The organism is Escherichia sp. HH26CH, from assembly GCF_009820205.1.
Lineage (GTDB): Bacteria > Pseudomonadota > Gammaproteobacteria > Enterobacterales > Enterobacteriaceae > Escherichia > Escherichia coli_F.
Genome location: NZ_VNXM01000013.1, coordinates 194,450 through 216,205 on the forward strand (window position 1 = coordinate 194,450; position 21,756 = coordinate 216,205).

The 21,756-nt window shown below is 51.1% G+C and carries 19 protein-coding genes, 6 tRNA genes and 1 other RNA gene; 16 read left to right on the forward strand and 10 right to left on the reverse strand.

Going from position 1 to position 21,756, the window contains the following annotated elements; all coding sequences use genetic code 11:
• Positions 1-123 precede the first annotated feature (123 nt).
• From xapA to xapR, 4 genes are read left to right on the forward strand one after another with little or no spacing between them, the layout of a single operon-like run.
• On the forward strand, positions 124-957 hold the full coding sequence (gene xapA / locus FQ015_RS05720; protein WP_000283878.1) for a xanthosine phosphorylase: 834 nt from the start codon (positions 124-126) through the stop codon (positions 955-957).
• A 60-nt stretch (positions 958-1,017) separates the two neighbouring features.
• Complete coding sequence (xapB, locus tag FQ015_RS05725; RefSeq protein WP_160523822.1) at positions 1,018-2,274, forward strand: xanthosine/proton symporter XapB; 1,257 nt, start codon at positions 1,018-1,020, stop codon at positions 2,272-2,274.
• A gap of 52 nt (positions 2,275-2,326) precedes the next feature.
• Complete coding sequence (locus FQ015_RS05730; RefSeq protein WP_000651752.1) at positions 2,327-2,485, forward strand: DUF1427 family protein; 159 nt, start codon at positions 2,327-2,329, stop codon at positions 2,483-2,485.
• A 40-nt stretch (positions 2,486-2,525) separates the two neighbouring features.
• Complete coding sequence (gene xapR / locus FQ015_RS05735; protein WP_000442947.1) at positions 2,526-3,410, forward strand: DNA-binding transcriptional regulator XapR; 885 nt, start codon at positions 2,526-2,528, stop codon at positions 3,408-3,410.
• Positions 3,411-3,520: 110 nt separating this feature from the next.
• Here xapR and FQ015_RS05740 read toward each other — a convergent pair.
• From FQ015_RS05740 to FQ015_RS05760, 5 genes are all read right to left on the reverse strand, one after another.
• Positions 3,521-3,646: non-coding RNA, RtT sRNA (locus tag FQ015_RS05740), on the reverse strand.
• A 30-nt stretch (positions 3,647-3,676) separates the two neighbouring features.
• Positions 3,677-3,752, reverse strand: a tRNA-Lys gene (locus tag FQ015_RS05745).
• 4 nt (positions 3,753-3,756) lie between these two features.
• Positions 3,757-3,832, reverse strand: a tRNA-Val gene (locus tag FQ015_RS05750).
• A gap of 46 nt (positions 3,833-3,878) precedes the next feature.
• A tRNA-Val gene (locus tag FQ015_RS05755) sits at positions 3,879-3,954 on the reverse strand.
• Positions 3,955-3,997: 43 nt separating this feature from the next.
• A tRNA-Val gene (locus FQ015_RS05760) sits at positions 3,998-4,073 on the reverse strand.
• A gap of 258 nt (positions 4,074-4,331) precedes the next feature.
• On the opposite strand from FQ015_RS05760, the gene gltX reads away from it, so the two are divergent.
• Positions 4,332-5,747, forward strand: a complete 1,416-nt coding sequence (gene gltX / locus FQ015_RS05765; RefSeq protein ID WP_160523823.1) for a glutamate--tRNA ligase — start codon at positions 4,332-4,334, stop codon at positions 5,745-5,747.
• A 50-nt stretch (positions 5,748-5,797) separates the two neighbouring features.
• Here the strand turns inward: gltX and FQ015_RS05770 are convergent, their stop codons facing one another.
• Both FQ015_RS05770 and FQ015_RS05775 read right to left on the reverse strand, forming a co-directional pair.
• On the reverse strand, positions 5,798-6,190 hold the full coding sequence (locus FQ015_RS05770; protein ID WP_000826498.1) for a MerR family transcriptional regulator: 393 nt from the start codon (positions 6,188-6,190) through the stop codon (positions 5,798-5,800).
• 1 nt (position 6,191) lies between these two features.
• Positions 6,192-6,551 (reverse strand): YfeC-like transcriptional regulator, encoded by a 360-nt coding sequence (locus FQ015_RS05775; protein WP_000472023.1) that lies wholly within the window; start codon positions 6,549-6,551, stop codon positions 6,192-6,194.
• A gap of 220 nt (positions 6,552-6,771) precedes the next feature.
• Here FQ015_RS05775 and FQ015_RS05780 point away from each other — a divergent pair.
• The 3 genes from FQ015_RS05780 to FQ015_RS05790 all read left to right on the forward strand — a co-directional run bounded on the left by FQ015_RS05780 (position 6,772) and on the right by FQ015_RS05790 (position 9,358).
• Positions 6,772-6,847 (forward strand) — tRNA-Ala (locus tag FQ015_RS05780).
• 39 nt (positions 6,848-6,886) lie between these two features.
• Positions 6,887-6,962: transfer RNA gene (locus FQ015_RS05785), tRNA-Ala, on the forward strand.
• A 206-nt stretch (positions 6,963-7,168) separates the two neighbouring features.
• Complete coding sequence (locus FQ015_RS05790; RefSeq protein WP_001353055.1) at positions 7,169-9,358, forward strand: bifunctional diguanylate cyclase/phosphodiesterase; 2,190 nt, start codon at positions 7,169-7,171, stop codon at positions 9,356-9,358.
• A 142-nt stretch (positions 9,359-9,500) separates the two neighbouring features.
• On the opposite strand, the gene nupC is transcribed toward FQ015_RS05790, so the two are convergent.
• Positions 9,501-10,703 carry a nucleoside permease NupC gene (nupC, locus tag FQ015_RS05795; RefSeq protein ID WP_001317971.1) on the reverse strand — a complete coding sequence of 401 codons (1,203 nt, stop codon included), beginning with the start codon at positions 10,701-10,703 and terminating at the stop codon, positions 9,501-9,503.
• 298 nt (positions 10,704-11,001) lie between these two features.
• On the opposite strand from nupC, the gene FQ015_RS24695 reads away from it, so the two are divergent.
• On the forward strand, positions 11,002-11,046 hold the full coding sequence (locus FQ015_RS24695) for a hypothetical protein (protein WP_418517219.1): 45 nt from the start codon (positions 11,002-11,004) through the stop codon (positions 11,044-11,046).
• On the forward strand, positions 11,039-12,277 hold the full coding sequence (locus tag FQ015_RS05800) for an Nramp family divalent metal transporter (protein WP_047645924.1): 1,239 nt from the start codon (positions 11,039-11,041) through the stop codon (positions 12,275-12,277). Before FQ015_RS24695 ends, FQ015_RS05800 begins: the two co-directional genes overlap by 8 nt.
• Before the next feature lie 141 nt (positions 12,278-12,418).
• Here the strand turns inward: FQ015_RS05800 and ypeC are convergent, their stop codons facing one another.
• Positions 12,419-12,745, reverse strand: a complete 327-nt coding sequence (gene ypeC, locus FQ015_RS05805; RefSeq protein WP_000490072.1) for a DUF2502 domain-containing protein YpeC — start codon at positions 12,743-12,745, stop codon at positions 12,419-12,421.
• Between the two features lie 114 nt (positions 12,746-12,859).
• The gene (locus FQ015_RS05810) at positions 12,860-14,116 is read right to left on the reverse strand and encodes an ion channel protein (protein ID WP_160523824.1); all 1,257 of its coding nucleotides are present in this window, start codon (positions 14,114-14,116) and stop codon (positions 12,860-12,862) included.
• Between the two features lie 203 nt (positions 14,117-14,319).
• Here FQ015_RS05810 and glk point away from each other — a divergent pair, with 203 nt between their 5' ends.
• The 6 genes from glk to ptsP all read left to right on the forward strand — a co-directional run bounded on the left by glk (position 14,320) and on the right by ptsP (position 21,756).
• On the forward strand, positions 14,320-15,285 hold the full coding sequence (gene glk, locus FQ015_RS05815) for a glucokinase (protein WP_115739242.1): 966 nt from the start codon (positions 14,320-14,322) through the stop codon (positions 15,283-15,285).
• Positions 15,286-15,503: 218 nt separating this feature from the next.
• Entirely contained in the window at positions 15,504-15,830 is a 327-nt protein-coding gene (locus FQ015_RS05820; RefSeq protein WP_000038455.1) for a PTS fructose transporter subunit IIB, read from the forward strand.
• A 21-nt stretch (positions 15,831-15,851) separates the two neighbouring features.
• The gene (locus tag FQ015_RS05825; RefSeq protein WP_000985313.1) at positions 15,852-17,099 is read left to right on the forward strand and encodes a PTS fructose transporter subunit IIC; all 1,248 of its coding nucleotides are present in this window, start codon (positions 15,852-15,854) and stop codon (positions 17,097-17,099) included.
• Between the two features lie 14 nt (positions 17,100-17,113).
• Positions 17,114-18,199 carry an aminopeptidase gene (gene ypdF / locus FQ015_RS05830; RefSeq protein ID WP_160523825.1) on the forward strand — a complete coding sequence of 362 codons (1,086 nt, stop codon included), beginning with the start codon at positions 17,114-17,116 and terminating at the stop codon, positions 18,197-18,199.
• The gene (ypdE, locus tag FQ015_RS05835; RefSeq protein ID WP_000365995.1) at positions 18,199-19,236 is read left to right on the forward strand and encodes an aminopeptidase; all 1,038 of its coding nucleotides are present in this window, start codon (positions 18,199-18,201) and stop codon (positions 19,234-19,236) included. Before ypdF ends, ypdE begins: the two co-directional genes overlap by 1 nt.
• 24 nt (positions 19,237-19,260) lie before the next feature.
• Positions 19,261-21,756 carry a phosphoenolpyruvate--protein phosphotransferase gene (ptsP, locus tag FQ015_RS05840; protein ID WP_160523826.1) on the forward strand — a complete coding sequence of 832 codons (2,496 nt, stop codon included), beginning with the start codon at positions 19,261-19,263 and terminating at the stop codon, positions 21,754-21,756.

The following is a 21,756-nucleotide window of genomic DNA, read 5'->3' on the forward strand; positions in this document are numbered from 1 at the left end:
AAAAAATATAAATATATCGATATCGAATAACTATCGGATACATGAAAAAAGTGTATTGGTATGAGGTAGGGCAATCTCGTTATAAAAAGGCGTTAGATTCCACCCTACAAAAAAAGGATATATATGTATCAGGCTCAGTTTTCTCATAACCCACTGTATTGCGTAGATATTATCAAGACTTATAAACCTGATTTCACGCCACGAGTGGCCTTTATTTTAGGTTCCGGGCTGGGCGCGCTGGCCGATCAGATTGAGAACGCGGTCGCAATTTCCTACGAAAAGCTGCCTGGGTTCCCGGTAAGTACCGTACACGGTCATGCGGGTGAGCTGGTGCTGGGTTATCTCCAGGGGGTGCCAGTGGCGTGCATGAAAGGTCGCGGACATTTCTACGAAGGTCGTGGGATGACCATCATGACGGATGCAATCCGTACCTTTAAGTTGCTGGGCTGCGAGTTGCTGTTCTGCACCAATGCGGCTGGCTCACTGCGTCCTGAAGTGGGGGCCGGCAGTCTGGTCGCATTGAAAGATCACATCAACACCATGCCGGGAACGCCGATGGTGGGTCTTAATGATGAACGTTTTGGTGAGCGCTTCTTCTCGCTGGCGAATGCCTACGATGCGGAATACCGCGCACTGTTACAAAAAGTGGCGAAAGAAGAGGGGTTCCCTCTGACGGAGGGCGTGTTCGTCTCGTATCCGGGGCCGAATTTCGAGACTGCGGCGGAAATTCGCATGATGCAAATTATTGGTGGGGATGTTGTTGGTATGTCTGTGGTGCCTGAGGTTATTTCAGCTCGCCATTGCGAACTTAAAGTCGTTGCGGTCTCTGCGATTACCAACATGGCGGAAGGTCTGAGTGACGTGAAGCTTTCTCATGCCCAAACGCTGGCAGCAGCGGAACTCTCAAAGCAAAACTTTATTAATCTTATTTGCGGCTTTCTGCGCAAAATTGCCTGAGTAAAACAACAATAAACGGCCTCACTGAGTGAGGCCATATGATGCGACAAGGAAACGATTATGAGCATCGCTTTGCGCTTAAAGGTAATGTCCTTTTTGCAATATTTTATCTGGGGGAGCTGGCTGGTTACCCTCGGTTCTTACATGATTAATACCCTTCATTTCACCGGCGCTAATGTTGGCATGGTTTACAGTTCCAAAGGGATCGCCGCGATTATTATGCCTGGTATAATGGGGATCATCGCAGACAAATGGCTGCGTGCAGAACGTGCATACATGCTGTGTCACCTGGTGTGTGCGGGCGTACTTTTTTATGCGGCATCCGTAACTGATCCGGATATGATGTTTTGGGTGATGTTAGTCAATGCGATGGCGTTTATGCCGACTATTGCGTTATCGAACAGCGTCTCTTATTCCTGTCTTGCCCAGGCAGGGCTTGACCCGGTGACCGCTTTCCCGCCCATTCGCGTTTTTGGTACGGTGGGGTTCATTGTCGCCATGTGGGCAGTAAGCCTGCTGCATCTGGAATTGAGTAGTCTGCAGCTGTATATCGCGTCCGGTGCGTCATTGCTGCTGTCGGCTTATGCGCTGACTTTGCCGAAGATTCCGGTTGCGGAGAAAAAAGCGACTACATCGCTTGCCAGCAAGCTGGGTCTGGATGCCTTCGTGCTGTTTAAAAATCCACGCATGGCTATCTTTTTCCTCTTCGCCATGATGCTGGGCGCGGTGCTGCAAATTACCAACGTTTTTGGCAACCCGTTCCTGCATGATTTCGCCCGTAATCCTGAGTTTGCTGATAGCTTCGTGGTGAAATACCCGTCCATTTTACTGTCAGTTTCACAGATGGCTGAAGTCGGTTTCATTCTGACGATACCGTTCTTTTTGAAGCGTTTCGGTATTAAAACCGTCATGCTGATGAGTATGGTGGCGTGGACGCTGCGCTTTGGCTTCTTTGCCTATGGCGACCCATCACCAACCGGGTTTATTTTGCTGCTGCTGTCGATGATTGTTTACGGTTGTGCATTCGATTTCTTCAATATTTCTGGTTCGGTCTTTGTCGAACAGGAAGTTGATTCCAGCATTCGTGCCAGCGCCCAGGGCCTTTTTATGACGATGGTAAATGGCGTCGGCGCATGGGTTGGCTCGATTCTGAGCGGTATGGCAGTGGATTACTTCTCGGCGGATGGCGTAAAAGATTGGCATACCATTTGGCTGATGTTTGCAGGGTATGCTCTTTTCCTCGCAGTGATATTTTTCTTTGGGTTTAAATATAACCATGACCCTGAAAAGATAACGCATCGTTCAGTTACACATTAAAAGGATTCGCAGCTCTGTTCCTTGGGGCTGCTTTTATGATAAAGGTTAATTAGTGAAAGATATTTTATTTTCTTCTGGCGTTGGTTTTGGCATTGGTGCTTTGTTTACAATCGTGCGATTACCTATTCCTGTTCCAAATGTATTGCCGGGTATATTATCCATCGTGTTTATGTATGTCGGATATCTGGTGGTGAAATACTTTATGCCATGATAATTTAATACGATGTATTTTTTATATGGAGCACTTAATTATGGAACGCGTATATAGAACAGATCTTAAGTTGCTCCGTTATTTTCTTGCCGTAGCGGAAGAGTTGCATTTTGGTCGCGCAGCAGCGCGTTTAAATATGTCTCAGCCTCCGCTCAGTATTCATATTAAAGAGCTGGAAAATCAACTCGGCACGCAGCTTTTTATTCGCCATTCGCGCAGCGTCGTACTGACACACGCGGGCAAAATCTTGATGGAAGAATCGCGTCGATTGCTGGTGAATGCAAATAATATATTGGCTCGGGTTGAACAAATAGGTCGGGGAGAAGCAGGGCGGATTGAACTCGGGGTTGTGGGAACGGCAATGTGGGGACGGATGCGCCCGGTTATGCGGCGATTCCTTAGAGAAAATCCTAACGTTGAAGTTCTGTTTCGCGAAAAGATGCCCGCGATGCAAATGGCCTTGCTGGAACGCCGCGAACTTGATGCCGGGATCTGGCGAATGGCGACAGAACCACCGACTGGTTTTACCAGCTTACGGTTGCATGAATCGGCGTTTCTGGTGGCGATGCCTGAAGAGCATCATCTCTCATCATTTTCCACCGTCCCGCTGGAAGCGCTACGTGACGAGTATTTCGTTACAATGCCGCCCGTGTACACTGACTGGGATTTTTTGCAGCGAGTTTGCCAGCAGGTGGGATTTTCACCGGTTGTTATTCGCGAAGTTAATGAACCGCAAACGGTACTCGCCATGGTCAGTATGGGTATTGGTATCACATTGATAGCGGACAGCTACGCGCAGATGAACTGGCCCGGTGTCATATTCCGTCCGCTCAAAGAACGCATCCCGGCAGACTTATATATTGTTTATGAAACGCAGCAGGTGACGCCCGCGCTGGTTAAACTGCTGGCGGCGTTGGCGCAGTAGATGAGAGGCACGGGAACTGCCGGACATAGTTGGTCTGATAAACGAAGCGCATCAGGCAATTTCGCAAATTGCAGATAGCAAAAAAGCGCCTTTAGGGCGCTTTTTTACATTGGTGGGTCGTGCAGGATGACTCGCTTCGCTCGCCCTTCGGGCCGTCGCCGCGAGCGGCTCCGTTGTTTCGCTGCGCTCAACTCGAACCTGCTGCAGGTTCGAATCTTTGAGTATCGCAGATAGCAAAAAAGCGCCTTTAGGGCGCTTTTTTACATTGGTGGGTCGTGCAGGATTCGAACCTGCGACCAATTGATTAAAAGTCAACTGCTCTACCAACTGAGCTAACGACCCGAAGTGGTGGGTGATGACGGGATCGAACCGCCGACCCCCTCCTTGTAAGGGAGGTGCTCTCCCAGCTGAGCTAATCACCCACTTCGGTACTTCACATTTTTACAAGAAATCTAGCTGGCGAGAAAGTGGTGGGTGATGACGGGATCGAACCGCCGACCCCCTCCTTGTAAGGGAGGTGCTCTCCCAGCTGAGCTAATCACCCACTTCTCAATTTCTTGCTACACGGCGGAGACTACATAAGTAGTTGGTGGGTGATGACGGGTTCGAACCGCCGACCCCCTCCTTGTAAGGGAGGTGCTCTCCCAGCTGAGCTAATCACCCCCGCTGTGTGGAGTCGCATTATAGGGAGAGTTCAAAATGAGTCAACGCATTTTCTAAAGAAATTGTTCGTTCGTCGTAAATTTAAGCAAGATGATCGCAAAACAGACCGTGTTGCGCAATTTCTCAACGAAAACAATAATGCATCATGTAGCAACCCGAACTACATTGAGGAATCAGGCGGGAGTGATAGAATATCGCCCACTCAATTTTTCCAGGATTTGCCGGTTGTCGGCATCTTTCTAAACGTAAGGCCATTTCATGAAAATCAAAACTCGCTTCGCGCCAAGCCCAACAGGCTATCTGCACGTTGGCGGCGCGCGTACTGCTCTTTACTCCTGGCTTTTTGCACGTAACCACGGCGGTGAGTTCGTGCTGCGTATTGAAGACACCGATCTTGAGCGTTCCACGCCGGAAGCTATCGAAGCCATTATGGATGGTATGAACTGGCTGAGCCTGGAGTGGGATGAAGGTCCGTACTTCCAGACCAAACGTTTTGATCGCTACAACGCGGTGATCGATCAGATGCTGGAAGAGGGCACAGCTTATAAATGCTATTGCTCTAAAGAGCGCCTGGAAGCGCTGCGTGAAGAGCAAATGGCAAAAGGTGAGAAACCACGTTATGACGGTCGCTGCCGCCACAGTCATGAGCATCACGCTGATGATGAGCCGTGTGTCGTACGTTTTGCTAACCCGCAGGAAGGTTCTGTTGTTTTTGACGATCAGATCCGTGGTCCGATCGAGTTCAGCAACCAGGAGCTGGATGATCTGATTATCCGCCGTACCGATGGTTCCCCAACCTATAACTTCTGTGTGGTTGTCGATGACTGGGATATGGAAATCACCCACGTTATCCGTGGCGAAGACCATATCAACAACACACCGCGCCAGATTAACATTCTTAAGGCTCTGAAAGCGCCGGTACCGGTTTACGCGCACGTTTCTATGATCAACGGCGATGACGGTAAAAAACTGTCCAAACGTCACGGGGCGGTCAGCGTAATGCAGTATCGTGATGAAGGTTATCTGCCTGAAGCACTGCTGAACTATCTGGTGCGTCTGGGCTGGTCCCACGGCGATCAGGAAATCTTCACTCGTGAAGAGATGATTAAATACTTCACTCTGAATGCCGTCAGCAAATCTGCCAGTGCGTTCAACACCGACAAGCTGCTGTGGCTGAACCATCACTACATTAACGCGCTGCCGCCGGAGTATGTTGCTACTCACTTACAATGGCACATTGAGCAGGAAAATATCGATACCCGTAACGGCCCGCAACTGGCTGATCTGGTAAAACTGCTGGGTGAACGCTGCAAGACGCTGAAAGAGATGGCTCAGAGCTGCCGTTATTTCTACGAAGATTTTGCTGAGTTCGATGCCGACGCCGCGAAAAAACATCTGCGTCCGGTAGCGCGTCAGCCGCTGGAAGTGGTTCGTGACAAACTGGCCGCGATTACTGACTGGACCGCTGAAAACGTTCATCACGCTATTCAGGCGACGGCGGATGAGCTGGAAGTGGGTATGGGTAAAGTTGGTATGCCGCTGCGTGTCGCCGTAACCGGTGCGGGGCAGTCTCCGGCGCTGGATGTTACCGTTCACGCAATCGGTAAGACCCGCAGTATCGAGCGTATCAACAAAGCGCTGGCTTTTATTGCGGAACGCGAAAATCAGCAGTAATTAGCGCATAAAAGATAAACGGCAGGAGAGATACCCCTGCCGTTTTTTATTTATTCTGATTCATCTATGTCGAGACGAGCAAGGAAATGACGAATTCCTTCACGTGACAAAAATTGCGCAACTTTTTCTTGCTCACTGTGAGTCATGTTGTCTATTGCGCTGATGATTTGCCGATAAGCAGGAGTGCGAATACCCGGTGCGTATTCGGCAAGGGGTTCTTCGGCTTCCAGAAGCATCGGTGTGTTATGGAAGGCTGGCGTGTTCTGAATAAACTCGCAAACTTGCGTATCGACCAGAATAAGTCTGGCGCGACCGCCTTTCACGCCGGGAAATTTTTCCGTTTTCCAGCCTTTCTCTCTGATCCAACGGTTAACAGTTTGTTTAGCCACACCGAGGCATTCCGCCAGTTCTTCGGTGGTCATTTTATTGCGTAATCTTTTCATATTATTTGCTATCGCGAATCCCTAAGCGTTGTAATAACCCGATAATCCCTTCCCGCAGAAGCAAGGATGTAAACTGTTTTTGTTCAACTGGCGTCATCTCTTTCGCCAGTGTCACCAGTAACACTTCAAGCGGCGTATCACCAGACAGGGCAGGTGCTTCTCCCTGACCTTCCGGACGTTCAGCATTGCGAATATATTCACGAACCTGTTCATTGACGTGAACCAGTCTGGCTTTGCCACCCTGGACGCCTGGTTTTGGTGACGTCGTCCAGCCTTCCTTGCGTACCCATTTATTAATGGTCTGACGGCTATAACCGGTCAGTCTGGCAAGTTCATCTGGCGTCATCCTCTCCTTGAACATAACAATTCCCTGAATGTATGTAGGTCTATTAGCGGTTCATTTTATAACACCACTTTACAGGAAACCGTGACATGAATAACTACTGAATGCGAGCGGTTTTCCAAAATTGTTCATTTGCCTGATTTTTCAGCGATTGAAACTACACGCTGCAATTTGCCGTTGACACATTCGGGCGGAATTCATATGATGCCGCCCGTCAACTCGACAAGCTTTACGTGATGGGGCTATAGCTCAGCTGGGAGAGCGCTTGCATGGCATGCAAGAGGTCAGCGGTTCGATCCCGCTTAGCTCCACCAAATTTTGCACCCAGCAAATTTGGTACGTAAACGACTCGTGGGGCTATAGCTCAGCTGGGAGAGCGCTTGCATGGCATGCAAGAGGTCAGCGGTTCGATCCCGCTTAGCTCCACCAAATTTCAAACCCTCGCTGTAAAGCGGGGGTTTTTTGTCTCTGCCTTTTGCCGCTTTTGTAATACAGTCTACATCCTGGCAGTGCCGTGTGGTGAATGCATCACTGACTGAAAAAACAGCAACAGGCTGGCCCCTGTTTGCTTCGCGATGCGAATAAACTTATTATTTGTGTGCCTGAAAACCCCGATCAGTGAGAGTAGTGTACTCATGTTTGTGGAGCATAACCTGATAAAAAATATCAAGATATTCACACTAGCGTTTACGCTCACCGTGGTACTTATTCAGCTATCCCGTTTTATTTCGCCACTTGCCGTTATCCATTCCAGTTATATCTTTTTGGCGTGGATGCCACTGTGCGTAATGCTGGCAATCTTGTTTATCTTTGGCTGGCGCGGTGTCGTTCCTGTTTTAGGCGGGATGTTTTGCACCAATCTGTGGAATTTTCATCTCTCTTTTTTACAGAACTCCGTCATGCTCGGCAGCCAGACGTTTGCAGTCCTGTGTGCCTGTGCAATATTACGCTGGCAATTGGGAACGCGTTGGCGTTATGGTTTGACCAGCCGATACGTCTGGCAACGTCTCTTCTGGCTTGGTTTGGTGGCACCGATTGGCATCAAATGCAGCATGTATCTTGTGGGGAATTTCTTTGATTTTCCGCTAAAGATATCTACCTTTTTCGGCGATGCGGATGCCATTTTCACGGTCGTTGATTTGCTAAGCCTTTTCACCGCAGTGCTGATTTACAACATGCTGTTTTACTATCTCACCCGCATGATTGTAAGTCCCCACTTTGCGCAGATCCTGTGGCGCAGGGATATCGCTCCGTCGTTGAGCAAAGAGAAACGCGTATTTACCTTAAGCTGGCTGGCAGCTCTTAGCGTGCTGCTACTTCTGATGTGTACACCGTATGAAAATGACTTCATTGCCGGTTACCTGGTACCTGTTTTCTTTATCATCTTTACCCTCGGGGTCGGTAAGCTTCGCTATCCGTTTTTAAATCTCACCTGGGCTGTTTCAACGCTTTGCCTTCTGAATTACAACCAGAACTTTTTGCAAGGGGTACAAACCGAATATTCGCTGGCATTTATTCTCGCGGTGCTGATTTCCTTTAGTGTTTGCCTGCTCTATATGGTGCGCATTTATCATCGTAGTGAATGGCTTAACCGACGCTGGCATTTGCAGGCGCTGACCGATCCGTTAACGCTCTTACCCAACTTTCGCGCGTTGGAACAAGCACCAGAGCAAGAGGCTGGCAAGAGTTTTTGCTGCCTGCGTATTGATAACCTTGAGTTTATGAGTCGTCATTACGGGTTAATGATGCGCGTTCACTGTATCCGCTCAATTTACCGTACGTTAATGCCGCTGATGCAGGAAAACGAAAAGTTGTATCAATTGCCGGGGAGTGAACTGCTATTAGTACTGAGCGGGCCGGAAACGGAAGGGCGACTCCAGCATATGGTTAACATCCTGAATAGTCGGCAAATTCACTGGAACAATACCGGGCTGGATATGGGCTATGGTGCTGCCTGGGGGCGTTTTGATGGAAATCAGGAAACCCTGCAACCCTTGTTGGGGCAGTTAAGCTGGCTGGCGGAGCAATCCTGCGCACATCATCATGTGCTGGCGCTGGATAGCAGAGAGGAGATGGTTTCCGGGCAGACCACTAAACAGGTGCTATTGCTGAATACCATTCGCACGGCGTTAGATCAGGGGGATTTGCTGCTCTACGCCCAGCCAATTCGCAACAAAGAGGGTGAAGGTTATGATGAGATCCTCGCGCGACTGAAATATGACGGCGGCATTATGACCCCGGATAAGTTTCTGCCCCTTATTGCTCAGTTTAACCTTAGCGCGCGTTTTGATTTGCAAGTGCTGGAATCCCTGTTGAAGTGGCTGGCAACACACCCTTGCGACAAGAAAGGTCCGCGCTTTTCAGTCAATTTAATGCCGCTCACGCTGCTGCAAAAAAATATTGCCGGGCGGATTATTCGTCTGTTTAAGCGTTATCACATCTCCCCGCAGGCGGTCATTCTTGAGATCACCGAGGAACAGGCGTTTTCTAACGCAGAAAGCAGTATGTACAACATCGAGCAGCTGCATAAGTTTGGTTTCCGGATTGCGATTGATGATTTTGGCACCGGCTATGCCAACTACGAACGGCTAAAGCGTTTGCAGGCTGATATCATCAAAATTGATGGCGTCTTTGTGAAAGATATCGTCACGAACACGCTGGATGCGATGATTGTGAGATCAATTACCGATCTGGCGAAAGCGAAGTCATTGAGTGTGGTCGCGGAGTTTGTCGAGACGCCACAGCAGCAGGCGCTATTGCATAAGCTCGGGGTGCAATATCTGCAAGGGTATTTGATTGGTCGCCCTCAGCCATTAGCTGATTAACAGGCGTAAAAAAAGCAGGGAATTATCCCCGGCTTTTGTGGCTGATGACAAACAGAAAAATGCCTGATGCGCTACGCTTATCAGGCCTACATGGAATTGAAGCCGGGGAATTATCCCCGGCTTTTTAATTAATGAATTGGACTTACAGCACCAGTGCTGCGATTGACGCAGACAGCACACTCACCAGAGTAGAGCCGTAAACCAGTTTCAGACCGAAGCGAGAAACCACGTTACCTTGCTCTTCATTCAGGCCTTTAACCGCACCGGCGATAATCCCGATAGAAGAGAAGTTAGCGAAGGAAACCAGGAACACGGAGATGATGCCTTCAGCACGCGGAGAGAGCGTGGAAGCGATTTTCTGCAGATCCATCATCGCAACGAACTCGTTGGAAACCAGTTTGGTCGCCATAATACTGCCCACCTGCAGTGCTTCACTGGAAGGAACACCCATCACCCACGCAACCGGATAGAAGATGTAGCCCAGGATGCCCTGGAAGGAGATGCTGTAGCCAAACCAGCCAGTCACAGTGGCAAACAGTGCGTTCAGCGCAGCGATCAGGGCGATAAAGCCGATCAGCATCGCGGCAACGATAATGGCAACTTTGAAACCTGCCAGAATGTATTCACCCAGCATTTCGAAGAAGCTCTGACCTTCGTGCAGGTTGGACATCTGAATGTTTTCTTCACTGGCATCAACACGGTAAGGGTTGATCAGCGACAGCACGATAAAGGTGCTGAACATGTTCAGTACCAGCGCCGCAACGACGTATTTCGGCTCCAGCATCGTCATGTATGCACCAACGATGGACATCGACACGGTGGACATCGCCGTAGCTGCCATGGTGTACATACGATTGCGGGAGATTTTGCCGAGGATATCTTTATAGGCAATAAAGTTTTCAGACTGACCCAGAATCAGAGAGCTGACGGCGTTGAAGGATTCCAGTTTGCCCATACCGTTGACTTTGGAGAGCAGGAAACCAATTGCGCGGATAATCACCGGCAACACGCGAATGTGCTGGAGAATACCGATCAGCGCAGAGATAAAGACGATTGGGCACAGCACTTTCAGGAAGAAGAATGCCAGGCCTTGATCATTCATGCTACCAAAGACGAAGTTAGTCCCTTCGTTGGCAAATCCGAGCAGTTTCTCAAACATTTCGGAGAAGCCTTTCACGAAGCCCAAACCAACGTCGGAGTTCAGGAAGAACCACGCCAGTAACACTTCGATAACAAGCAGTTGAATAACATAACGGATACGAATTTTTTTGCGGTCGCTGCTTACCAGCAGTGCGAGAATCGCAACAACGGCAAGTGCCAGTACAAAATGAAGGACGCGGTCCATATTTGCTCCAAATATGAGGCAGGTTAAATTTCCGTGCACATTCTATGTAACATGGTTAAGGAAAACGAGATCTGACACACACTATAATGACGTCCTGTGACAAGCTTCAAAAATAGTGAGCTGTAATACATTTCTGCTATGTTGTGTATGGAAGCTGAAAGTTATGTAAATGTGCTAACATTAAACATAATCACAACATTCAAGTCATCAATCTTTTCGTCGTCATAATTCTGGTCTATCAAAGAAATCATCACAATCCACTTAAATGAATTTGATAATCATTCTCGTTTGACATAGCATGAAACATAGCAAAGGCTATGTTTTAGAGGCACAAGATGACTAACTATCGCGTTGAGAGTAGCAGCGGACGGGCGGCGCGCAAGATGAGGCTCGCATTAATGGGACCTGCTTTCATTGCGGCGATTGGTTATATCGATCCTGGTAACTTTGCGACCAATATTCAGGCCGGGGCCAGCTTCGGCTATCAGCTACTGTGGGTTGTCGTTTGGGCCAACCTGATGGCGATGCTGATTCAGATACTGTCTGCCAAACTGGGGATTGCCACCGGTAAAAACCTGGCGGAGCAGATTCGCGATCACTATCCGCGTCCCGTAGTGTGGTTCTATTGGGTTCAGGCAGAAATTATTGCGATGGCAACCGACCTGGCAGAATTTATTGGTGCGGCGATCGGTTTTAAACTCATTCTGGGTGTTTCGCTGTTGCAGGGCGCTGTGCTGACGGGGATCGCGACTTTCCTGATTTTAATGCTGCAACGTCGAGGGCAAAAACCGCTGGAGAAAGTGATTGGCGGGTTACTGCTGTTTGTTGCTGCGGCTTACATTGTCGAGTTGATTTTCTCCCAGCCTAACCTGGCGCAACTGGGTAAAGGAATGGTAATCCCGAGTTTACCCACCTCGGAGGCAGTCTTCCTGGCGGCAGGTGTGTTGGGGGCGACGATTATGCCGCACGTGATTTATTTACACTCTTCGCTGACTCAGCATTTACATGGTGGTTCGCGTCAACAGCGTTATTCTGCCACCAAATGGGATGTGGCTATCGCTATGACTATTGCCGGTTTTGTCAATCTGGCGATGATGGCGACGGCTGCGGCGGCGTTCCACTTTTCCGGTCATACTGGCGTTGCCGATCTTGATGAGGCTTATCTGACGCTGCAACCGTTGTTAAGCCATGCTGCGGCAACGGTCTTTGGTTTAAGCCTGGTTGCTGCGGGACTGTCCTCAACGGTTGTGGGGACACTGGCGGGGCAGGTAGTGATGCAGGGCTTCATTCGTTTTCATATCCCGCTGTGGGTGCGTCGCACCGTTACCATGTTGCCGTCATTTATTGTCATTCTGATGGGATTAGATCCGACACGGATTCTGGTTATGAGTCAGGTGCTGTTAAGTTTTGGTATCGCTCTGGCGCTGGTTCCACTACTGATTTTTACCAGCGACAGTAAGTTGATGGGCGATCTGGTGAACAGCAAACGCGTAAAACAGATAGGCTGGGTGATTGTGGTGCTGGTAGTGGCGCTGAATATCTGGTTGTTAGTGGGTACGGCGCTGGGGCTATAGTTCAACTGGCGTCGTACCAGGCATCACTGGCGGATGCGGCGTAAAACGCCTTATCCGCCCTACGCGTTAAAGAGCCGGTTTGTAGGCCTGATAAGACGCGCTAGCGTCGCATCAGGCATTGTGCTCCAGTGGCGAATGTGTTTAATGGCGATGCCCATGTCCGCGGCCCTTTCCGCGATGATCATCGCGATCGCGCCAGCCTTCACGATAGCCACGCTCATAGGCTTTACGCTTATCCCAGCCACGGTGGTAGCCATTATCATGACGCCACCAGCGGTTTTTACGCCATTCATAATTGCGATGCCAGTAGTCACGGTCGCGCCAGTGACCACCGTCCCAGTAATTACCGTAATGATCGCGATCGCCAATTTGTAATTTGATTGATGGCAGTAGGGTGATTTCACCTGCGTTTGCCGCAAGTGGGGTAAATGCCATCAGGGCGGCCGCCAGAAACAGTGACCTGAACATTGTTATTCTCCTTCACGATCGAAGCCGTCAGCGGCCTGTTAACGCAATATTACGGGGAGGTAAAGCCCCGTATCATCGCCATAACTCTTAAATCATAAAGGAGAGCATTTTTTGCTAAATGTTATCGTGGGGTGGCTGTTGCTTCGGACGATTCACCATCATCATCGGCTTACCGGCTAATAACAGCCATGCAGGAAGCATGACGATACAGAGCAGCGGTAGCAATGTGGTGTTAGGGACAACAACCGCAGCCATAAATAGACTTAACCAGCCATCGCGTGTTACCACCAGCACGATGCCGAGAATAGCGCAGGAAACGGTTATTGCCGCCGGGACAGCGGGAACGTGCTCATGCAGCATCAATCCTAATGCCACGCCGACAAACACTGCCGGAAATATTCGCCCACCGCGAAAGCCGCTGGCGGCAGCAACCACGAGAGCGGCAAGTTTAATCACTGCCAGCAAAAAGTAATCGCTGGTGCTGAAAGCCTGATTTGCCACCATCTGCTGCATCTCATCCAGCCCTTTAAATAGCGAAACCGGTCCAGCAATAACCCCCAGAATACCGAGAATAAATCCGCCAACTCCCAGCATTAGCACCGGATTTTTAATCTGATGCATCATCGCGTGTAACCGTGGCAGACACCATACGGCAACCATCCCTGCCGCGATGGCAATCGCCGCCACAATTGCACCGCTGAGAATATCGGTCATCTCCATCTGCCCATAATGCGCAATGGGCAGTGAAAAATGAGGATGGAAAAATAATCCGGTGGTAAGTGCACCAGCTGCTGCGGCCATTAACGGCGCAAAGAGACGGTCCCATAGCGGAACCTCATTACTGCCATTTAAGGTTTGCGAAAATATCAACGCCGCCGCAACAGGTGTGCCAAACAGCGCGCCGATAGTTCCGGCAGAGGCTAAAATAGTCCATTCCATCCGGTTGACGCGCGGTAACAGACGAGCGCCTATCGCAACCGCAAGGGCGATATTGACGGTCATGATTGGATGTTCCGGCCCGAGACTGACGCCGCCAGCAAGACCGAGAATTAATGCTACGATAAGTCCTGGTAGCGCAGAGGGCGGAACGGGTGCGCCGATCAGCGGTTCACAAGCGGGGTCTGGCCCGGCATGCCCCTGGCTGAAACGGATAACCAACCCCACCGCAATACCCGTTAGCGTTAATATGGCGATGATCCAGAAAGGTGAATCCTGGGCTATTCCCAGAGTTCCCGGCAGTCGTTGCCAGAGCAAATTCTGTAATACCGAGGCGATTTTCATCACCACAATCAGAATAAGACTGGACGCAATCCCAATTGCCACGGCGGGGAGCGATAATAACAACATGGTTCTGGCTCGCGGATGGAGCATGTTCTATTCCTTATGCGGGGTCAGATACTTAGTTTGCCCAGCTTGCAAAAAGGCATCGCTGCAATTGGTGCTGAAACGATAAAGTAATTGTGTGACCCAGATCGATATTTACAGGGAGCCTGCCTTTCCGGCGTTGTTGTTATGCCCCCAGGTATTTACAGTGTGAGAAAGAATTATTTTGACTTTAGCGGAGCAGTTGAAGAATGACAAAGTATGCATTAGTCGGTGATGTGGGCGGCACCAACGCACGTCTTGCTCTGTGTGATATTGCCAGTGGTGAAATCTCGCAGGCTAAGACCTATTCAGGGCTTGATTACCCCAGCCTCGAAGCGGTTATTCGCGTTTATCTTGAAGAACATAATGTCGAGGTGCAAGACGGCTGTATCGCCATCGCGTGCCCAATTACCGGTGACTGGGTGGCAATGACCAACCATACCTGGGCGTTCTCAATTGCCGAAATGAAAAAGAATCTCGGTTTTAGCCATCTGGAAATTATTAACGATTTTACCGCTGTATCGATGGCGATCCCGATGCTGAAAAAAGAGCATCTGATTCAGTTTGGTGGCGCAGAACCGGTCGAAGGTAAGCCTATTGCGGTTTACGGTGCCGGAACGGGGCTTGGGGTTGCGCATCTGGTTCATGTTGATAAACGCTGGGTAAGCTTGCCAGGCGAAGGCGGTCACGTTGATTTTGCGCCGAATAGTGAAGAAGAGGCCATTATCCTCGAAATACTGCGTGCAGAAATTGGTCATGTTTCGGCAGAGCGCGTGCTTTCTGGTCCTGGGCTGGTGAATTTGTATCGCGCGATTGTGAAAGCCGACAACCGCCTGCCAGAAAATCTCAAGCCAAAAGATATTACTGAACGCGCGCTGGCTGACAGCTGCACCGATTGTCGCCGCGCGTTGTCGCTGTTTTGCGTCATTATGGGCCGTTTTGGCGGCAATCTGGCGCTCAATCTCGGGACATTTGGCGGCGTGTTTATTGCCGGTGGTATCGTGCCGCGCTTCCTTGAGTTCTTCAAAGCCTCTGGTTTCCGTGCCGCATTTGAAGATAAAGGGCGCTTTAAAGAATATGTCCATGATATTCCGGTGTATCTCATCGTCCATGACAATCCGGGCCTTCTTGGTTCCGGTGCACATTTACGCCAGACCTTAGGTCACATTCTGTAAATCCTTCCTGTTATATCGGGAGATAACTCTCCCGATAATCTTTTAAATCAAACAGTTAATTCAATTTTTCTTTGTGTCCCCTCACAAGGCCGACCTGCGTCACACTTCCGTACAGCGGGATTAATTCTCCAGTAAATGCATTATTTGTCTGGTAACGGCGATTTGTTTTGCACGTTCATAATTTCACTCGTCAACTATCACTGAACGAGGAATTAACGATGAGTAAGAAACTGATTGCCTTATGTGCCTGCCCAATGGGCCTGGCTCACACCTTTATGGCTGCCCAAGCGCTGGAAGAAGCGGCGGTAGAAGCAGGCTATGAAGTGAAAATTGAAACTCAGGGTGCGGATGGCATCCAGAATCGCCTGACCGCGCAGGATATCGCCGAAGCGACCATCATCATCCACTCCGTGGCGGTTACCCCGGAAGATAACGAACGTTTCGAATCACGCGACGTTTATGAAATCACTTTGCAGGACGCAATTAAAAACGCTGCGGGCATCATCAAAGAAATCGAAGAGATGATTGCCGCTGAACAACAGTAATATTCGACAGGGATAATTGTTATGGCCATTAAAAAACGCAGTGCAACCGTTGTGCCTGGCGCATCCGGTGCGGCAGCGGCAATTAAGAATCCGCAGGCCTCTAAAACCAGCTTCTGGGGTGAGCTCCCGCAGCATGTGATGTCAGGGATTTCACGCATGGTGCCGACCTTAATTATGGGCGGTGTGATCCTCGCTTTCAGCCAGTTGATTGCTTATAGCTGGCTTAAAATTCCTGCGGATATCGGCATCATGGATGCGCTTAATAGCGGGAAATTCTCCGGTTTCGACCTCTCCTTACTGAAGTTTGCCTGGCTGTCACAGTCCTTTGGTGGCGTGCTGTTTGGCTTTGCCATACCGATGTTTGCCGCTTTTGTGGCGAACTCTATCGGTGGCAAACTGGCGTTCCCGGCTGGTTTTATCGGCGGCTTGATGTCTACCCAGCCTACGCAACTGCTGAACTTCGATCCCAGCACGATGCAATGGGCGACCTCTTCGCCGGTGCCGTCCACCTTCATTGGTGCCCTGATTATTTCTATCGTTGCGGGTTACCTTGTGAAGTGGATGAACCAGAAAATCCAGTTACCGGATTTCCTGTTAGCGTTCAAAACCACATTTTTGCTACCGATTCTTTCCGCCATTTTTGTCATGCTGGCGATGTACTACGTCATCACCCCATTTGGTGGCTGGATCAACGGCGGTATTCGTGCCGTGCTGACTGCCGCAGGTGAGAAGGGCGCGCTAATGTATGCGATGGGTATCGCAGCAGCGACAGCAATCGACCTTGGTGGCCCGATCAACAAAGCCGCAGGTTTCGTTGCCTTCAGCTTTACCACTGACCACGTATTACCGGTCACCGCACGTTCTATCGCTATCGTTATTCCACCGATTGGTCTGGGTCTGGCGACCATTATTGACCGTCGTTTAACCGGCAAACGCCTGTTCAACGCTCAGCTTTATCCGCAGGGTAAAACCGCCATGTTCCTTGCCTTTATGGGGATCAGTGAGGGTGCGATTCCGTTTGCGCTGGAAAGCCCCATCACCGCTATTCCGTCCTATATGGTTGGCGCGATTGTCGGCTCAACCGCCGCTGTCTGGCTGGGTGCAGTTCAATGGTTCCCGGAATCTGCTATCTGGGCATGGCCGCTGGTCACTAACCTCGGTGTCTATATGGCGGGGATCGCGCTGGGAGCAATCATTACTGCGCTGATGGTGGTGTTCCTGCGTCTGATGATGTTCCGTAAAGGCAAATTGTTAATCGATAGCCTGTAAGAAGGACAATCCAGATGACATTACTCGCTTCGCTGCGCGACTGGCTTAAGGCGCAACAACTGGATGCAGTGCTTCTCTCCTCACGGCAGAACAAACAGCCGCATCTGGGGATCTCCACCGGATCAGGTTATGTGCTGATTAGTCGTGAAAGTGCGCACATTCTGGTGGATTCGCGCTATTACGCGGATGTAGAAGCCCGCACCCAGGGCTACCAGCTGCATTTGCTTGATGCGACGCACACGCTTACCACTATCGTCAGGCAAATCATTGCCGATGAGCAGTTGCAAACGCTCGGTTTTGAAGGCCAGCAGGTAAATTGGGAAACCGCGCACCGCTGGCAGTCTGAACTCAATGCGAAACTGGTAAGCGCCACGCCGGATGTGCTGCGGCAAATCAAAACGCCAGAGGAGGTGGAGAAAATCCGCCTCGCCTGTGGGATTGCCGATCGCGGTGCAGAGCATATTCGCCGCTTTATTCAGGCGGGGATGAGCGAATGCGAGATAGCCGCTGAACTGGAGTGGTTTATGCGCCAGCAGGGCGCAGAAAAAGCCTCTTTCGATACCATTGTCGCCAGTGGCTGGCGTGGGGCGCTGCCGCACGGCAAAGCCAGCGACAAGATTGTTGCAGCGGGCGAGTTTGTCACTCTTGATTTTGGTGCGCTGTATCAGGGCTACTGCTCTGATATGACGCGTACCTTGCTGGTGAATGGCGAAGGGGTGAGCGCCGAATCTCACCCGCTGTTTGATGTGTATAACATTGTCCTGCAGGCACAGCTCGCGGCAATCTCCGCGATTCGCCCCGGCGTGCGCTGCCAACAGGTTGACGACGCCGCGCGCCGGATCATTACAGAAGCCGGTTATGGTGACTATTTTGGTCACAACACTGGTCATGCCATCGGCATTGAAGTCCATGAAGAGCCGCGTTTTTCACCGCAGGACACCACGACGCTACAGCCAGGGATGTTACTGACCGTGGAGCCGGGGATTTATTTGCCAGGGCGAGGTGGCGTGCGCATCGAAGATGTCGTGCTGGTTACCCCGCAAGGCGCGGAAGTGCTCTACGCCATGCCAAAAACAGTGTTGCTCACGGGAGAGGCATAATGGATTTATCGCTATTAAAAGCGTTGAGCGAGGCAGATGCGATCGCCTCCTCGGAACAGGAAGTGCGGCAGATCCTGCTGGATGAAGCGGATCGACTGCAAAAAGAAGTGCGATTTGATGGCCTGGGATCGGTGCTGATCCGCCTCAATGAATCGACAGGTCCGAAGGTGATGATCTGTGCGCATATGGACGAAGTGGGATTTATGGTGCGTAGCATCTCCCGCGAAGGGGCGATTGATGTCCTGCCAGTTGGCAATGTGCGCATGGCTGCCCGCCAGCTTCAGCCAGTACGGATCACTACTCGTGAAGAGTGCAAAATTCCCGGTTTGCTCGATGGCGAACGGCAGGGGAATGACGTCAGCGCCATGCGCGTGGACATTGGTGCGCGCTCGTATGACGAAGTGATGCAGGCAGGTATTCGTCCGGGCGATCGTGTCACGTTTGATACCACTTTTCAGGTTCTCCCTCACCAGCGAGTGATGGGTAAAGCCTTTGATGACCGCCTCGGTTGCTACCTGCTGGTGACGTTACTACGTGAGCTGCACAACGCCGAGCTGCCTGCGGAAGTGTGGCTGGTGGCAAGTTCCAGCGAAGAGGTGGGATTACGCGGCGGGCAAACCGCCACCCGCGCGGTGTCGCCGGACATCGCCATTGTGCTTGATACCGCCTGCTGGGCGAAAAACTTTGATTATGGCGCGGCTAACCATCGCCAGATTGGTAACGGCCCGATGCTGGTGTTAAGCGACAAGTCGCTGATTGCGCCGCCAAAACTTACCGCGTGGATCGAAACCGTCGCGGCAGAAATTGGCGTGCCGTTGCAGGCCGATATGTTCAGCAACGGCGGAACGGACGGCGGGGCGGTGCATTTAACCGGCACTGGCGTACCCACAGTGGTGATGGGGCCAGCAACCCGCCACGGACATTGCGCCGCATCGATTGCCGACTGCCGCGACATTTTGCAGATGCAGCAGCTTTTATCTGCCCTTATTCAACGTCTTACCCGTGAGACGGTTGTTCAACTGACGGATTTCAGATGATCTCCTGATTAACCCGGAGCGGTTATGTTAACGATTCAATTTCTCTGTCCTTTGCCAAACGGCCTGCATGCTCGTCCGGCGTGGGAACTTAAAGAGCAGTGCAGCCAGTGGCAAAGCGAAATCATCTTCATTAACCATCGCCAGAACGTAAAGGCCGATGCCAAAAGTTCGCTGGCGCTGATTGGCACCGGCACCTTATTTAATGACAGTTGCAGCCTGAACATTAGCGGCAGCGATGAAGAGCAGGCGCGGCGCGTGCTGGAAGAGTACATCCAGGTGCGCTTTATCGACAGCGACAGCGTCCAGCCGACGCAGGCAGAACTGACGGCACATCCACTGCCGCGTTCATTAAGCCGCCTGAACCCTGATTTACTGTACGGCAATGTGCTGGCAAGCGGCGTCGGCGTGGGTACGTTGACCCTGCTACAGAGCAACAGCCTCGACAGTTATCGGGCAATCCCGGCTAGTGCGCAAGACTCCACCTGGCTGGAACACAGCCTGGCAACGCTTGCCGAGCAACTGAACCAGCAGTTGCGCGAGCGTGACGGCGAAAGCAAAACTATCCTCAGCGCCCATTTATCGCTGATTCAGGATGATGAATTTGCAGGGAATATCCGTCGCCTGATGGCAGAACAGCATCAGGGGCTGGGGGCTGCGATCATCAGCAATATGGAGCAGGTTTGCGACAAACTTTCTGCCTCTGCCAGCGATTATCTGCGCGAGCGGGTCAGCGACATTCGTGATATCAGCGAACAATTGCTGCATATCACCTGGCCGGAACTGAAGCCGCGTAATAATCTGGTGCTCGAAAAACCGACCATTCTGGTGGCAGAAGATTTAACCCCTAGCCAGTTTTTGAGCCTCAATTTAAAAAATCTTGCGGGCATGATTCTGGAGAAAACCGGGCGCACCTCGCATACTCTGATTCTGGCCCGCGCCTCGGCGATCCCCGTACTGAGCGGCCTGCCGCTGGATGCCATTGCTCGCTATGCCGGGCAACCGGCGGTGCTTGACGCCCAGTGCGGCGTGCTGGCTATTAATCCTGATGACGCGGTGAGTGGTTATTATCAGGTTGCGCAGACGCTGGCGGATAAACGCCAGAAACAACAGGCGCAGGCCGCCGCGCAGCTGGCCTATTCCCGTGATAACAAGCGCATTGATATCGCGGCGAATATTGGCACCGCTCTGGAAGCGCCTGGCGCGTTTGCCAACGGCGCGGAAGGTGTCGGGCTGTTTCGTACCGAAATGCTCTATATGGAGCGCGACAGTGCGCCGGACGAACAGGAACAGTTTGAAGCATACCAACAGGTGCTACTGGCGGCGGGCGACAAGCCGATTATTTTCCGCACGATGGACATCGGCGGCGATAAAAGCATTCCTTACCTCAACATTCCCCAGGAAGAGAACCCGTTCCTCGGCTATCGCGCGGTACGTATTTACCCGGAATTTGCTGGTCTGTTCCGCACTCAACTGCGGGCTATTTTGCGCGCTGCCAGTTTCGGCAACGCCCAGCTGATGATCCCGATGGTTCACAGCCTCGATCAGATCTTATGGGTGAAGGGTGAGATCCAAAAAGCGATCGTTGAGCTTAAACGCGATGGCCTGCGTCATGCAGAGACGATTACGCTGGGTATCATGGTGGAAGTGCCGTCGGTGTGCTACATCATCGACCACTTCTGCGATGAGGTCGATTTCTTCAGTATCGGTTCTAACGATATGACCCAGTATCTGTATGCGGTCGATCGTAATAACCCGCGCGTATCGCCGCTGTATAACCCGATTACGCCATCGTTCCTGCGCATGTTGCAGCAGATTGTTACCACTGCGCATCAGCGCGGCAAATGGGTAGGTATTTGCGGTGAACTGGGCGGTGAAAGTCGTTATCTGCCGCTACTGCTTGGACTGGGCCTGGATGAGCTGAGTATGAGTAGCCCGCGTATTCCGGCGGTGAAAAGCCAGCTTCGTCAACTGGATAGCGAGGCGTGTCGGGAATTGGCTCGTCAGGCATGTGAATGCCGCAGTGCGCAGGAAATTGAAGCGTTACTCACCGCCTTTACGCCGGAAGAAGACGTTCGCCCGCTGCTGGCGCTGGAGAATATCTTCGTTGATCAGGCGTTTAGCAATAAAGAGCAGGCGATCCAGTTCCTGTGCGGCAACCTTGGCGTTAACGGGCGTACTGAACATCCGTTTGAGCTGGAAGAGGATGTCTGGCAGCGGGAAGAGATTGTCACTACTGGCGTTGGTTTTGGCGTGGCGATCCCGCACACCAAATCTCAGTGGATCCGTCATTCCAGTATCAGCATTGCCCGGTTGGTGAAACCGGTTGACTGGCAGTCAGAAATGGGCGAAGTCGAACTGGTGATTATGCTGACGCTGGGCGCTAACGAAGGGATGAATCATGTGAAAGTCTTCTCGCAGCTGGCGCGTAAACTGGTGAATAAAAACTTCCGCCAGTCGTTGTTTGCCGCGCAAGATGCACAAAGCATCCTGACGCTGCTGGAAACAGAATTAGCCTTTTAA

Bases quoted from the DNA above. Each gene is read 5' to 3' on its own strand.
- xapA (WP_000283878.1), top strand. From the start codon at position 124: ATGTATCAGGCTCAGTTTTCTCATAACCCACTGTATTGCGTAGATATT.
- xapB (WP_160523822.1), top strand. From the start codon at position 1,018: ATGAGCATCGCTTTGCGCTTAAAGGTAATGTCCTTTTTGCAATATTTT.
- xapR (WP_000442947.1), top strand. From the start codon at position 2,526: ATGGAACGCGTATATAGAACAGATCTTAAGTTGCTCCGTTATTTTCTT.
- gltX (WP_160523823.1), top strand. From the start codon at position 4,332: ATGAAAATCAAAACTCGCTTCGCGCCAAGCCCAACAGGCTATCTGCAC.
- FQ015_RS05770 (WP_000826498.1), bottom strand. From the start codon at position 6,190: ATGAAAAGATTACGCAATAAAATGACCACCGAAGAACTGGCGGAATGC.
- FQ015_RS05775 (WP_000472023.1), bottom strand. From the start codon at position 6,551: ATGTTCAAGGAGAGGATGACGCCAGATGAACTTGCCAGACTGACCGGT.
- FQ015_RS05790 (WP_001353055.1), top strand. From the start codon at position 7,169: ATGTTTGTGGAGCATAACCTGATAAAAAATATCAAGATATTCACACTA.
- nupC (WP_001317971.1), bottom strand. From the start codon at position 10,703: ATGGACCGCGTCCTTCATTTTGTACTGGCACTTGCCGTTGTTGCGATT.
- FQ015_RS05800 (WP_047645924.1), top strand. From the start codon at position 11,039: ATGACTAACTATCGCGTTGAGAGTAGCAGCGGACGGGCGGCGCGCAAG.
- ypeC (WP_000490072.1), bottom strand. From the start codon at position 12,745: ATGTTCAGGTCACTGTTTCTGGCGGCCGCCCTGATGGCATTTACCCCA.
- FQ015_RS05810 (WP_160523824.1), bottom strand. From the start codon at position 14,116: ATGCTCCATCCGCGAGCCAGAACCATGTTGTTATTATCGCTCCCCGCC.
- glk (WP_115739242.1), top strand. From the start codon at position 14,320: ATGACAAAGTATGCATTAGTCGGTGATGTGGGCGGCACCAACGCACGT.
- FQ015_RS05820 (WP_000038455.1), top strand. From the start codon at position 15,504: ATGAGTAAGAAACTGATTGCCTTATGTGCCTGCCCAATGGGCCTGGCT.
- FQ015_RS05825 (WP_000985313.1), top strand. From the start codon at position 15,852: ATGGCCATTAAAAAACGCAGTGCAACCGTTGTGCCTGGCGCATCCGGT.
- ypdF (WP_160523825.1), top strand. From the start codon at position 17,114: ATGACATTACTCGCTTCGCTGCGCGACTGGCTTAAGGCGCAACAACTG.
- ypdE (WP_000365995.1), top strand. From the start codon at position 18,199: ATGGATTTATCGCTATTAAAAGCGTTGAGCGAGGCAGATGCGATCGCC.
- ptsP (WP_160523826.1), top strand. From the start codon at position 19,261: ATGTTAACGATTCAATTTCTCTGTCCTTTGCCAAACGGCCTGCATGCT.